Origin of the sequence: Mycobacterium talmoniae, assembly GCF_001854525.1 — a bacterium.
In the GTDB taxonomy this organism is placed as follows: Bacteria; Actinomycetota; Actinomycetes; order Mycobacteriales; family Mycobacteriaceae; genus Mycobacterium; species Mycobacterium talmoniae.
The window spans coordinates 1-12,130 of record NZ_MLQM01000164.1 but is presented as its reverse complement, the minus strand read 5'-3'; the positions used below and the strand labels follow the sequence as shown (position 1 = coordinate 12,130).

The 12,130-nt window shown below is 68.6% G+C and carries 14 protein-coding genes and 1 pseudogene; 4 read left to right on the top strand and 11 right to left on the bottom strand.

Annotated elements, in window-relative coordinates; translation table 11 throughout:
- Positions 1-87 precede the first annotated feature (87 nt).
- From BKN37_RS28440 to BKN37_RS21945, 8 genes and pseudogenes are all read right to left on the bottom strand, one after another.
- Positions 88-210, bottom strand: a pseudogene (locus BKN37_RS28440) (diglucosylglycerate octanoyltransferase); the annotation flags it as partial.
- Positions 200-868: a glucosyl-3-phosphoglycerate phosphatase gene (gene gpgP, locus BKN37_RS21975; RefSeq protein WP_071029070.1), complete on the bottom strand. Its 669-nt coding sequence runs from the start codon at positions 866-868 to the stop codon at positions 200-202. The pseudogene BKN37_RS28440 and the gene gpgP, both read right to left, overlap by 11 nt.
- Positions 865-1,254: a ribosome silencing factor gene (gene rsfS / locus BKN37_RS21970; RefSeq protein WP_071029069.1), complete on the bottom strand. Its 390-nt coding sequence runs from the start codon at positions 1,252-1,254 to the stop codon at positions 865-867. The genes gpgP and rsfS overlap by 4 nt, the downstream gene beginning before the upstream one ends.
- Positions 1,251-1,892, bottom strand: coding sequence for a nicotinate-nucleotide adenylyltransferase (nadD, locus tag BKN37_RS21965; protein ID WP_083341966.1), 642 nt, complete (start codon positions 1,890-1,892; stop codon positions 1,251-1,253). Before nadD ends, rsfS begins: the two co-directional genes overlap by 4 nt.
- A 180-nt stretch (positions 1,893-2,072) precedes the next feature.
- Positions 2,073-2,963, bottom strand: coding sequence for an alpha/beta fold hydrolase (locus tag BKN37_RS21960; RefSeq protein WP_083341965.1), 891 nt, complete (start codon positions 2,961-2,963; stop codon positions 2,073-2,075).
- A gap of 228 nt (positions 2,964-3,191) precedes the next feature.
- A complete protein-coding gene (locus BKN37_RS21955) occupies positions 3,192-4,634 on the bottom strand; it encodes a vWA domain-containing protein (RefSeq protein WP_071029066.1) in 1,443 nt (480 codons plus the stop codon).
- A complete protein-coding gene (locus BKN37_RS21950; protein WP_071029065.1) occupies positions 4,634-5,509 on the bottom strand; it encodes an AAA family ATPase in 876 nt (291 codons plus the stop codon). The genes BKN37_RS21955 and BKN37_RS21950 overlap by 1 nt, the downstream gene beginning before the upstream one ends.
- A gap of 20 nt (positions 5,510-5,529) precedes the next feature.
- Positions 5,530-6,777, bottom strand: a complete 1,248-nt coding sequence (locus BKN37_RS21945) for a glutamate-5-semialdehyde dehydrogenase (protein ID WP_071029073.1) — start codon at positions 6,775-6,777, stop codon at positions 5,530-5,532.
- An 89-nt stretch (positions 6,778-6,866) separates the two neighbouring features.
- Here BKN37_RS21945 and BKN37_RS21940 point away from each other — a divergent pair, with 89 nt between their 5' ends.
- The 3 genes from BKN37_RS21940 to BKN37_RS21930 all read left to right on the top strand — a co-directional run bounded on the left by BKN37_RS21940 (position 6,867) and on the right by BKN37_RS21930 (position 8,313).
- Complete coding sequence (locus tag BKN37_RS21940; RefSeq protein WP_318276438.1) at positions 6,867-7,088, top strand: DUF2191 domain-containing protein; 222 nt, start codon at positions 6,867-6,869, stop codon at positions 7,086-7,088.
- Positions 7,079-7,513, top strand: a complete 435-nt coding sequence (locus tag BKN37_RS21935; protein ID WP_083341964.1) for a PIN domain-containing protein — start codon at positions 7,079-7,081, stop codon at positions 7,511-7,513. Before BKN37_RS21940 ends, BKN37_RS21935 begins: the two co-directional genes overlap by 10 nt.
- Before the next feature lie 101 nt (positions 7,514-7,614).
- Positions 7,615-8,313 carry a class I SAM-dependent methyltransferase gene (locus BKN37_RS21930; protein ID WP_071029064.1) on the top strand — a complete coding sequence of 233 codons (699 nt, stop codon included), beginning with the start codon at positions 7,615-7,617 and terminating at the stop codon, positions 8,311-8,313.
- A 250-nt stretch (positions 8,314-8,563) separates the two neighbouring features.
- Here BKN37_RS21930 and ltrA read toward each other — a convergent pair whose 3' ends face one another.
- The 3 genes from ltrA to BKN37_RS30230 all read right to left on the bottom strand — a co-directional run bounded on the left by ltrA (position 8,564) and on the right by BKN37_RS30230 (position 11,727).
- Positions 8,564-9,826, bottom strand: a complete 1,263-nt coding sequence (gene ltrA, locus BKN37_RS21925) for a group II intron reverse transcriptase/maturase (protein WP_071029063.1) — start codon at positions 9,824-9,826, stop codon at positions 8,564-8,566.
- A gap of 655 nt (positions 9,827-10,481) precedes the next feature.
- Entirely contained in the window at positions 10,482-11,591 is a 1,110-nt protein-coding gene (locus tag BKN37_RS21920; RefSeq protein ID WP_423212826.1) for a YeiH family protein, read from the bottom strand.
- A 13-nt stretch (positions 11,592-11,604) separates the two neighbouring features.
- Positions 11,605-11,727 (bottom strand): hypothetical protein, encoded by a 123-nt coding sequence (locus tag BKN37_RS30230; RefSeq protein WP_278184969.1) that lies wholly within the window; start codon positions 11,725-11,727, stop codon positions 11,605-11,607.
- A 162-nt stretch (positions 11,728-11,889) separates the two neighbouring features.
- On the opposite strand from BKN37_RS30230, the gene BKN37_RS21915 reads away from it, so the two are divergent.
- The coding region (locus BKN37_RS21915; RefSeq protein ID WP_242657325.1) for a PfkB family carbohydrate kinase at positions 11,890-12,130 on the top strand (241 nt) is incomplete at its 3' end.

Sequence of the window (12,130 nt, the reverse complement as noted above, 5' to 3'; positions counted from 1 at the left end):
CGCACTCCTCCCCCCCCACCCGCCCCGCCCCCCCCCACACCACCACCGCTCACGCCGACGGCGGCATCAGATGTGTAGAAGAGCGCGGAGTACGGCGGCGACCGGGTGCGGCCAGATCGACGGGTCGCCGGCGGGCTGCCCGCCGGTCGGCCCGTAGTAGGCCAGCGAGTCGGCGAAGATCAGCAGCGTGGGCCGCGGGTCAGAGGACATCGTTGGCAACCTGGGCCGAGGCGTTCCATACGTCGAGGCGCCAGCGGATGTCGGCGAAGTCCGCGTCGTCGGCGGAGTGCCCGGACAGCTGCGTCCAGCTGGCGTTGCCCATGCCGCCCAGCGCCGGCCAGTTGGCGACCGGCAGCCCCAGCAGCGCGGCGGTCAACGCGGCGATCAGCCCGCCGTGGGTCACCAGCACCACCGGGCGGCCCGGCTCGTCGCTGCCCCACTCCGGTTCGGCGGCCACCAGCTCGGCGACCAGCGGCCGGCTGCGCGCCGCCACGTCGATCCGGCTCTCCCCGCCGTGCGGCGCCCAGGTGGCGTCCTCGCGCCAGGCCAGCCGGGCGCCGGGCGCGGCGGCGTCGACCTGGTCGTGGGTCAGGCCCTGCCAATCGCCCAGGTGGGTTTCGCGCAGCCGGGTGTCGACCCGCACCGGCAACCCGGTGCGCTCCCCCAGTTTTTCCGCGGTGTCGTCGGCGCGGCGCAGGTCCGACGACACGATCAGCAGCGGCTGACGTTTGCTGAGCACCTCGGCGGCGGCGACGGCCTGGGCGTGGCCCAGTTCGCTCAGCTCGGTGTCCAGTTGGCCCTGCATCCGGCTGGCGGCATTGAATTCGGTTTGCCCATGGCGGAGCATGACCAGGCGGCGCACCCTCATGGCGTGGCCTCGGAATCGTCGGGGTCCACCGCCAGGTCCACCCCGATGACCGGGCAGTCGCGCCACAGCCGGTCCAGCGCGTAGAAGTCGCGTTCGTCCTGGTGCTGGATGTGCACGACGATGTCGACGTAGTCCAGCAGCGTCCACCGGCCGGCGCGGGTGCCTTCGCGGCGGGCCGGCTTGTAGCCCGCCCGGCGCATCTTCTCCTCGACCTCGTCGACGATCGCGTTGACCTGCCGCTCGTTGGACGCCGAGGCGATGACGAAGCAGTCGGTGATGACCAGCTGCCCGGAGACGTCGATGACGACGACGTCGTCGGCGAGTTTGGCGGCGGCGGCCCGGGCGGCGACGGTCGCCATGTCGACGGCGTCTGCGGTGGCGGTCATGTGTGGTCTCCGGTGGCTTGGGCCCCCGCTTGGGCGTAGAGCCGGCGTTTGGACACGTACTGCACCACCCCGTCGGGCACCAGGTACCAGATCGGCCGGCTTTGTTGGGCGCGCCGCCGGCAGTCCGTCGACGAGATCGCCAGGGCGGGCACCTCGACCAGGGTCAGCGTGTCGTCGGGCAGCTTGCCCAGCACGTCGTTGAGGTGGTCGCCGTTGAGCTCGTAGCCGGGCCGGCTCACCCCGACGAACCGGGCCATGGAGAACAGTTCCTTCCAGTCCTGCCAGGTCAGGATGGAGGCCAGCGCGTCGGCCCCGGTGATGAAGTACAGATCGGTGTCGGGGTTGACCGCGCGCAGATCCCGCAGGGTGTCCATGGTGTAGGTGGGGCCGCCGCGGTCGATGTCGACCCGGCTCACCGAGAACCGGGGGTTGGCGGCGGTGGCGATCACCGTCATCAGGTAGCGGTCCTCGGCGGGGGTGACCGAGCGCCCCTTCTGCCACGGTTGGCCGGTCGGCACGAAGACGACCTCGTCCAGCTCGAACAGGTCGGCGACCTCGCTGGCGGCGACCAGGTGGCCGTTATGGATGGGGTCGAACGTCCCACCCATCACACCCAGCCTGCGCCGCCGTTTTTGCACGATAGGCCAGCTTACTGGAGCGGTCCGTTCCGGCCGCGAGCGTGCGTGTCCCCGGCCGCCACGCCGCGCGTGGCGCCGGGTCCGCGCACGCTCGCGGGGGCGGGGTGCCTACCGTGCAAGGCGCAGCCCGTGACCCAGGCAACCATCCGATAAGTCCACAACGGTGAAGCTGCCGCGGCTTCACCCCAGGAATGTCTGGAGAAGGTCGGCCACGACGTCTTGCTGGTCGATAAAGATCAAGTGATTGGCGTTATCTACCAGGTGCACTTCCGCGTCGGGTAGCTGCCGACGGAACCGGTCGGCCATCGTCTCGCCATCGTGCAGTGTCTCGTTTCGACCGATGATGGTAAGGACAGGGATACCGCTCGCGGCGAGCGGCGCAATGTTGCAGCGCACTGGGCGGGGCTCACGCAGGTTCCGCCGGAACGTCGCCAACCCGACAATCAACTGCTGCACGATCGGACGCCACGGATCGGTACGCAAGCGCGGTCGGGTCTGTTCCATCGCCAGCGAATCGACGAACGTCTCGATTTTCTCCCGACTGGGACGAATGCGCCCGTTCACGAACGCCCGCAGAAGCCAGCGGGGATGCTGCGGGCTGACGATGCCGGCGGGGCCGACGAGCGCTAGGCGCTCAACGCGCTCTGGGTGCGCCATCGCGTAATGCGTCGCCATCCAGGTGCCAAGTGAGGCCGCCACAAATGCGGCGCGCTCGATGTCGAGCTTGTCGAGAACCTCGTCGATCCACTCGGTCACACGCTCGGCCGAGGACAACACAGCACGCGCCACGCTCTTGCTGACGTCGCCGACAGCGTCAACCATGCACACGCGGTGAGCCGGCGTCAGCGCGGGCAGCAGCGGGAGCCACATCGTCGCCCCCATTGACATGGCATGAAGCGCAATGAGCGGCGGCCTCGACGGGTCACCTGCCGTCAGCACGTGTGTCGTGCCGAAGGAGGTCTCCACGTCGACTTCCTCCACTGGCACCGAGGACTGCGCGATCGCGTTGTCGTACAGGTGGCAGTACTCGGCCCGTGCTTGGTCGGATTTGAACATCGATGGACGCGTCATGCCTGTCTCCCGAAATCCACGCGGGCGCGTGGCATAATGGCATCACACCACCCGCCCCTGTAGGGGGCGGGTTTTTCATCCATTCGCCGCCGCGGTTGTGGCGCTGGCCCGACCGCCGGTGCCCATGGCGACCGGCAGATGATTGTCTTACCCCCGCGAGCGTGCGCAGACCCGGCGACACGCTCGGCGTGTCGGCCGGGGACACGCACGCTCGCGGGAAAAGGGGACCTAGACCGGCAGCAACTGGTCGATCACCGCGGCCAACTGCTTGGCCGACCGGCATTCGTGCATGGTGATCACCTCTTGATAGCGGCTCACCGCCGAATCCCCGCTGTTCCATAGGTGTTTGGGCTCGGGGTTGAGCCAGTGCGCGTGCCGGCTGGCGGTCACCATATGCGCCAGCACGTCGGTCGCCGGATCGCGGTAGTTGGTGCGCCCGTCACCGAGCACCAGCAGCGAACTGCGCGGCGACAGCACATTGTGGAACTGCTCGGTGAAGGACACAAACGCGTTGCCGTAGTCGGAGTGCCCGTCGCGGGTATAGACCCCGGCCTCCCGGGTGATCCGCTGGATCGCCACTGCCAGGTCGGCGTCGGGGCCGAACAAATGCGTGACCTCGTCGGTGGTGTCGATGAAGGCAAAGACGCGAACACGCGAAAACTGTTGGCGCAGCGCATCCACCAGCAGCAGGGTGAAGTGGCTGAACCCGGCCACCGACCCGGACACGTCGCACAGCACCACCAGCTCCGGCCGCGCCGGTCGCGGTTTGCGCAGCACCAGATCGATCGGCACCCCGCCGGTGGACATCGAGCGCCGCAACGTCTTACGCAGGTCGATCGCCCCGGCCCGGGCGCGCCGGCGCCGCGCCGCCAGCCGGGTGGCCAGCGTGCGGGCCAGCGGTGCCACCACCCGGCGCATCGCGCGCAGCTGATCGGCGGAGGCCCGCAGGAATTCGACGTTTTCGGAAAGTTGCGGGATGCCGTACATCTGGACGTGGTCGCGGCCCAGCTGTTCGGCGGTGCGCCGCTTGGTCTCCCCCTCCACCAGCTTGCGCAGTTGAGTGATCCGCTGCGCGGCAAGCGCTTTGGCGATCTGCTCCTGAGTGGGGGTGGGTTCCTCCCCGTAGGGCGCCAGCAGCCCGGCCAACAGGCGGCCCTCCAGTTCGTCCAGGCCCATCGCCTTGAGCGCCTGATACGACGAGTACGACGGGCCGCGGCTGGAGCTGTACCGACCGTAGGCTTCGACGATCTGCGCGACCATCGCCGCCAGCCGCTCGTCCAGGTCGGCCAGGTCCGGGTTGTCGGTGAGCAGGTCGAGCAGCATCTCCCGCATCGCCTCGACGTCGTCGGGCGGCAGTTCGGGGGCCACAGCAGCGTCGTCGTCAGCCGCGACCACCGTCCGCCCGCCCAGCGCCGCCGGCCACCACAGATCGAACATGGCGTCGTAGGTGTCGCGGTGGTCGGGCCGGCGCAGCACCGCGCAGGCCAGGCCCTCGCGCAGCACCTCCCGATCCCCCAGCCCCAGCGTGGCCAGCACCCGGCCGGCGTCCACCGTCTCCGAGGGCCCCACCGCGATGCCCTGGCCGCGCAGCGCCTCCACGAACTCCACCAAATGCCCCGGGATGCCGTGCGGCGCCAGGGGTTGCGGCGGGCGGGTGCGACGGACGGCCATCAGTTCAGCCGTAGCTCTCCGGCCGCCCGGTGCTGGTCGGATTGGTGTTTGAGCACCACCCCGAGGGTGGCGGCGACGGTGGCGTCGTCCAGCGTGTCCAGGCCCAGCGCCAGCAGGGTGCGGCCCCAGTCGATGGTTTCGGCGACCGAGGGCAGCTTCTTGAGCTGCATCCCGCGCAGCACCCCGATGATCCGCACCAACTCCACCGCCAGATGCTCGGGCAGGTCGGGCACCCGGGACAACAGGATGCGCCGCTCCAGGTCGGGGTCGGGGAAGTCGATGTGCAAGAACAGGCAGCGACGCTTGAGCGCCTCGGACAGTTCCCGGGTGGCGTTGGAGGTCAGCAGCACGAACGGCTTGCGCGACGCGGTGATGGTGCCCAGTTCCGGGACGGTGACCGCGAAATCGCTCAACACCTCCAGCAGCAGGCCTTCGATCTCGATGTCGGCCTTATCGGTTTCGTCGATCAGCAGCACGGTGGGCTCGGCGCGTCGGATCGCGGTCAGCAGCGGCCGCGACAGCAGGAATTCCTCGGCGAACACATCGGATTTGGTCTGATCCCAGTCCCCCGAGCCGGCCTGGATGCGCAGGATCTGCTTGGCGTGGTTCCACTCGTAGAGCGCCCGGGCCTCGTCGACGCCCTCGTAGCACTGCAGCCGCACCAGCCCCGATCCGGTGGCGGCCGCCACCGCCCGGGCCAACTCCGTTTTGCCGACCCCGGCCGGTCCCTCCACCAGCAGCGGTTTGCCCAGCCGGTCGGCCAGGTACACCGCGGTCGCGGTGGCGGTGTCGGGCAGGTAGCCGGTTTCGGCCAGCCGCTGCTTGACATCGTCGATGTCGGCGAACAGCGGGATCGACTGGGCGGGCACGCTCACGGTTGCGTTCTCCTGATCGGTTAGGCGGGTCGGGTGTGGCCGTCGCCCCAGACGATCCACTTGGTCGAGGTCAGTTCGGGCAGCCCCATCGGGCCGCGGGCGTGCAGTTTCTGGGTGGAGATGCCGATCTCGGCGCCGAACCCGAACTGCTCACCGTCGGTGAACGCCGTCGAGGCGTTGACCATCACCGCGGCGGCGTCCACCCGTTCGGTGAACCGTTGCGCGGCAGCCATATTCGTGGTCACGATGGCCTCGGTGTGGCCGGTGCCGTACTCGTTGACGTGCGCGATGGCGGCGTCGACGCCGTCGACGACGGCCACCGCGATGTCCATGGCGAGAAACTCCGCGCGCAGCTCGTCCTCGGTCGGCTGCTGGTGCACGGTCACCCCGGCGGCCTGCAGCGCGTCCACCAGCCGGGGCAGCGCGGTCTCGGCGATCGCCGCGTCCACCAGCAGGGTCTCGGCGGCGTTACAGACGCTGGGCCGGCGGGTCTTGGAGTTCAGCAGCACCCGTTCGGCCACCTGTAGGTCGGCGGCCTCGTGCACGTAGACGTGGCAGTTGCCGACGCCGGTCTCGATGGTGGGCACCTGGGCGTCGCGGACCACGGCGTCGATCAGCCCGGCTCCCCCGCGCGGGATCACCACGTCGACCAGGCCGCGGGCCTGGATCAGGTGGGTCACGCTAGCGCGATCCGAACTGTCCAGCAGCTGCACCGCGTCGGCGGGGAGGTCCTCGGTACGGAGCGCAGCGCGTAATACCTCGACCAGCGCCGCGTTGGAGTGCGCCGCCGACGAGCTGCCGCGCAGCAGCGCGGCGTTGCCGGATTTGAGCGCCAACCCGAACGCGTCGACGGTGACGTTGGGCCGACCCTCGTACACCATGCCCACCACGCCCAGCGGCACCCGCTGCTGCCGCAGCTGCAGCCCGTTGGGCAGGGTGGAGCCGCGTAGCACCTGCCCGACCGGGTCGGGCAGGCCGGCGACCTGCCGCAGCCCGGCGGCGATCCCCTCGATGCGCTGCGGGTTCAGCGCCAACCGGTCCAGCATGGCCTCGGCGGTGCCGGCGGCCCGCGCGGCATCCAAGTCGGCGGCGTTGGCGGTCAGGATCGCCTCCGCGTGGGCCAGCAGCGCATCCGCGGCGGCGTGCAGGGCGTGGTCTTTGGTCGCGGTCGGCAGCGTGGCCAGCACCCGGGCGGCGGTCCGGGCCCGGCGGGCCGCGTCGTGCACCTGCTGACGCAAATCGGGGCGTGAGGGCGCTTGCAGACTCATCACCCCAGCGTATCGGGCGTCTCCGGGTTCATTCGAGGTGGTGTCGACCACCCATCGATATATGCTAGTTCATCGAATGGCATATATCGGTGGGGGTGTTGCTGATGACAAAGCGCTTGATCGACCTCGACGACGATCTGTTGGCAGCCGCACAGGCCGAGCTCAAGACGACTGGGGTATCCGACACCGTGCGCACCGCCTTACGGCACGCCGCCGCGACCTCCGCTCGCGCACGGCAGATCGCTTGGTTACAAAGCGGCGGCTTGTCGGAGATGGTCGACCCGGATCGGCAGGCCGACGTGTGGCGCTGATCGCCCGATATCTCATCGACACCAGCGCGGCCGCGCGCATGACGCATCCCGAGGTTGCGTCGCGGCTCGCCCCGCTGATCGAGGGCGGCGTGGTCGCCACCACCGCTCAACTCGACGCCGAGGCGCTCTCCAGTGCCCGCAGTCCGGCGGACTACGCACAGCTTTGGTCCGATCGCCGCCTGGCCTACGAGTATCTGCCGACCAACGACGAACACTGGCGGACCGCGTTGGACGCGCGGCGTCAATTGGCCCGGACCGGCCGACACCGCGCTGTCGGCATGACCGACCTGTTGATCGCCACACTCGCCGACGCCCATGCCGTGACACTGATCCACTACGACTCCGACTTCGACATCGCCGCCGAGGTGCTGCCGTTTCGGCATCGGTGGGTAGTAGAGCGCGGCACTCTCGGCGATCGCGGCTAACGCGGTTGCGGCGGCGACCCGAGTACGCGGGCCGGCTGACCGGCCCCACACCCCACATCAAGACCCTTGATATATATCAGGATGCTTGATATCAAGGGACCATGGCAGCAACCCAAGATGTGGAGTTCTTCGATTCGATCTATCGGGGCGAGGTGGCCGGGCGCACCGGGGTGCGGCCGCCGTGGAGCATCGGCGAGCCGCAGCCCGATATCGCCGCGCTGCTCGCCCAGGGCATCCGCGACGGCAGCCTGCACGGCGACGTGCTCGACGCCGGCTGCGGCGAGGCGGCGGTCTCGCTGTACCTGGCCGAGCGGGGCTTCACCACGGTGGGCCTGGATCTGTCCCCGGCGGCGATCGACCTGGCCCGGGCCAGGGCCGCGGCCCGCGGGCTGACCAGCGCCACCTTCGAGGTCGCCGACATCAGCTCGTTCACCGGCTACGACGGCCGGTTCGGCACCATCATCGACAGCGAGCTGTTCCACTCGATGCCGGTCGAGCTGCGCGACGGCTACCAGCGCTCGATCGTGCGGGCCGCCGCGCCGGGCGCCCGCTACCTCGTGCTGGCGTTTGACAGGGCCGGGGCGCCCGACGGGCTCAACGGCGCCGCGCATCCGGTCTCCGCCGCGGAGCTGCGCGCGGTGGTGTCGCCGTACTGGGTCATCGACGACATCCGACCGGCCCGGATGTACGCCAATGTGATCGAGGGCTTCGAGGCGCCCGGCCTGCGGGTGCGCGAGGAGCCCGACGGTCGGGTGTCGGCGCAGGCCTGGCTGCTGACCGCGCACCTACCGGCGTCCTAACCGGCTGACCCTGAATCCAGGGCGTCGAGGCTGAAGTCACGGCGGCGGGGCTGCATTGACGGCGGCGAGCCTGAACTCAGCGCCTCGAGACTGCGCCCACGGCCGCGAGACTGAACTGAGTGCGCCGAGACTGAAGCCAGAGCACGATTCAAGCCAGAAACCCGGTCGGGTGGCCGGAGGGGGTTGCACCCTCCGGCTCCCACAGAACCGGACGTGAACCTCTCGGTTCATCCGGCTCTTGTCATCTTGATCACCAGACGGCGGGGACAGCGGTGGTCCATTGCCAGTGCGCCAGGTAGCGCGGGTACTGCGTGGTGACCCGCTGCCATGCCTGCTGGAAGGCTTTCCGGCCCCGGTACCGCCGATATTTGTTGCGGACCCAGCGCATCAGGTAGGCGTTGATGCGCGTCAGGAGGGGATACAGCGCCGACCGGTAGAAGGCGCCGTAATAGTTCATCCAGCCCCGCACTCTGGGGTTGATCCAGCGTGCGAGGTCAGCGAAGGATCGACCGGTGCGATGATGCAGTCGCCACGACCGCACTTCCCGCCCGATCTTTGTCAGGGCATCCCTGCTGATCGCGGGCGCAAACGCGAGGAACTTGCTCCCGTTTTTGGCCCGCATTCCGCGCGCCCGGAACGTGAACCCCAGGAAGGTAAACGACGTGTGCGCATAGTCGCCCCGCCGCTTGCCGTCCTTGCAGTACACGATCCGGGTCTTGTCGGGATGCAGCCACAACCCGACCTGTTCCATCCTGTCGTGCAGCGCGGCCAGCACTTGGCCGGCTTGGCGCTCGGTGACGCAGTGCACCACCACGTCATCGACATAGCGCTCGAACCGCACGGTCGGGAACTCCCGCACCATCCAGGTGTCGAACGCATAATGCAAAAACAGGTTGGCCAGCACGGGCGAGACCGGCGACCCCTGCGGGGTGCCCCGGTCTCGCTGTTGCAGGGTGCCATCAGGCAGCTGTACCGGGGCTTGTAGCCACCGGCGCACATACAGCAGCACCCATGGCGAATCGGTGTTGGCCGCTACCGCTTTGAGCAGCAGGTCCCAGTCCACGCTGTCGAAAAACTTCTGGATGTCCAAGTCGATTACCCAGTCGGTTTTCCGGCAGCGCTGCCAGCACACGCCCACCGCATCGACCGCCGAGCGGCCCGGACGGTATCCGTAGGAGTCCTCGTGAAAGATCGTCTCGACCTTGCCCGCCAACTCCTCGGCCACCACCGTTTGCGCCACCCGATCGGCCACCGTGGGCAACCCCAGCATCCTGGTTCCCCCGCCATGCGGCTTGGGGATCTCCACCGCCCGCATCGGCGGCGGGAAGTAACTTCCCGAGGACATCCGATTCCACACCTTGTACAGATTGTTGCCCAGGTCGGCCTCGAACTCCTCGATCGTCACCCCGTCTACCCCCGGTGCGCCTTTGTTCGCCCTGACCTTCTCGAACGCTTCCGCAACCGCCCACTTCGAAATCTCGAACGGCTTGCCCGGCGACTTCAACTCGCTCATCTGACTCCTCCCAAGCCTTTCGGCTCGGTTGATCGAAACGAACACAGTCACAGATGACCCGGCCCCTTCGCTCCACCCCCATTACAGGAGCTTCACCACTACTACGAACCGGTCCGCCAACCGAACCCGCGACAGTACTCACACCCACGCCACGCGCGGGCTACTCCCTCTCGCCCACCCACAACCAAATGGGCAGTATCGGGTCCGGCCTTCTCCCGTTCCATGCAAAAGCCGCAGACCGGGCTCGCGTCGCCTCCATGCCGGACACCGCCTGGCCAATCAACGGGCACCCGCCAGACTCATCCCGGGACCTCACGGACACCCCGGTTTTGATGTCACCTGTCTGAATTTCGACACGTCAACAGCGCTTCGCTTACGCTCGCCTTCCCGATCCCCACCTGACGCATCCACCTGCGCCTTTTCCACATCGCTCACCACGATCACGTCACCGATCCCGCAGCATGTGGCGGTTTGAAGCCACCCCCCGCAGGGCGACTCCGAAGGGCCAACAATCCTCCATCTCTTGCACAGCACCGCCTCACGAAGCCCTACCTACATCAAGCTCCCTTCCACGTTCGGGACACACCCGTGGTTTCAGGCTCGGCGCCGTGAATGCAGCCTCGGCGCCATCAACCCGAAATCGGTCAACTCCGGCCTAGGCGGTCACACCCCAGTGCCACACCCGTGAGGTCAGCAACACCAGCCCGAGGGAGACGCTGGCCACCACCACCAGTCCCACGACGGCGACCACCAGCGGCCGCCAGCCGGTGCGCACCAACTCCCGGACATTGGTGTTGAGCCCGACCCCGGCGAAGGTGAGCAGGAAGGCCCACCGGGAGATGTTGGCCAGGTTGGTGGTTTGGCCTTTGGATAGCCAGCCCGCGGTGGCGATCGCCGACACCACCAGAAACCCGAGCACGAATTTCGGGAACTTCGCCCACACGAAACCGGCTTTCGCCCGCAGCCCGGGAGTCAGCTCGTCGGCCTGGCCGCGGGATGCCCAGTACAGCGCGAAGCCGAGCACCACGAAACCGATCAGGGCGTTGCGGGTGGATTTCACCAACACGGCAATCTTGCCGGCCTGCTCGGAGTACAGGTAGCCGGTGGCCGTGGTCTCGGCGGTGTTGTCCACCGCCAGCCCGGCCCACAGCCCGAACTCGTGGTCGCTGAGCCCGATCGCATGCCCGATCGCGGGCAAGGTGAACAACGCGACGGCGCCCAGCGCCAGGACCGCGGCGATCGCGTACCCGACATCGGAATTGCGGGCTCGGATAGCGCCTTTGGCCGCCACGATGGCCGACACGCCGCAGATCGAGGTGCCGATCGCCAGCAATGACCCGAGTTTGCCGGACAGCCCGAACAGCCGGGCGGCGGTGAGGATGAGGGCACCGGCGACGGCCATGTCGATGAGGATCTGGACCAGGCTCAACGCGCCGAGCCTGGCCACATCGCCGAGCACGAAACGGGCCCCCAGCGCCACGATCCCGATCTTCAACCAGAACTCGTAGGTCTGCACGCCGGGACGAAACACCCGATGCAGGCCGACGGTGTTGGTGATGAGCAGACCGAAAAGGATGGCCCACAGCACGTATTCGATGTCCGGGACGGTCCAGTGCTGGCGCTGCGCGAGCGCGTTCCACCAGGCCTGGGCGTACTTGCCGGCCAACCCCACCGCGAGCAGCAGCAACACCCCCGGCACATAGTCGGCCGGGGTGCGGCCGGCAGACGTCGCCTCGGCGGGGGCCTGCTGGTGGTCGACGGGCAGCGCGCTCACGGCATCACCACGGAATCCTGGGCAGCGCATCGGCCACCGCCAACAGCACGATCAGGCCCGCCACAATGGTGGCCCACCAATCCACGCCGATCCGCGCCAGCCGCGCACCCCAGTCGTTGCCACTCACCCGCTCCTCCTGATCCTCGCCGCTATCCCACCGTCGCCAAGCCGGGGTGACAAGACATTGGCTCGCGCTGAGTGAATCGGCTGGCCACCCAATCCGTTTGTGCCGCAGGGTCGTCGGTGGCGGAGTTGTCAATGCCGCCGCGTCTCCCATACCGTCGAGGCCATGACGGCACGAGTATGTGTAGTCGGCAGCGTGAACCTGGACACGGCATACACCGTTGCGGCCCTGCCCAAGCCCGGCGAGACGGTGTTGGCCGCATCCACCCACTCGACCCCGGGCGGCAAGGGCGCCAACCAGGCGGTGGCGGCCGCCCGTGCCGGCGCGGCGGTGCAGTTCGTCGGGGCGGCGGGCGACGACCCGACCGCCAGCCGGCCTCCCGACCCTCTGCGGGCCCACGGGGTTG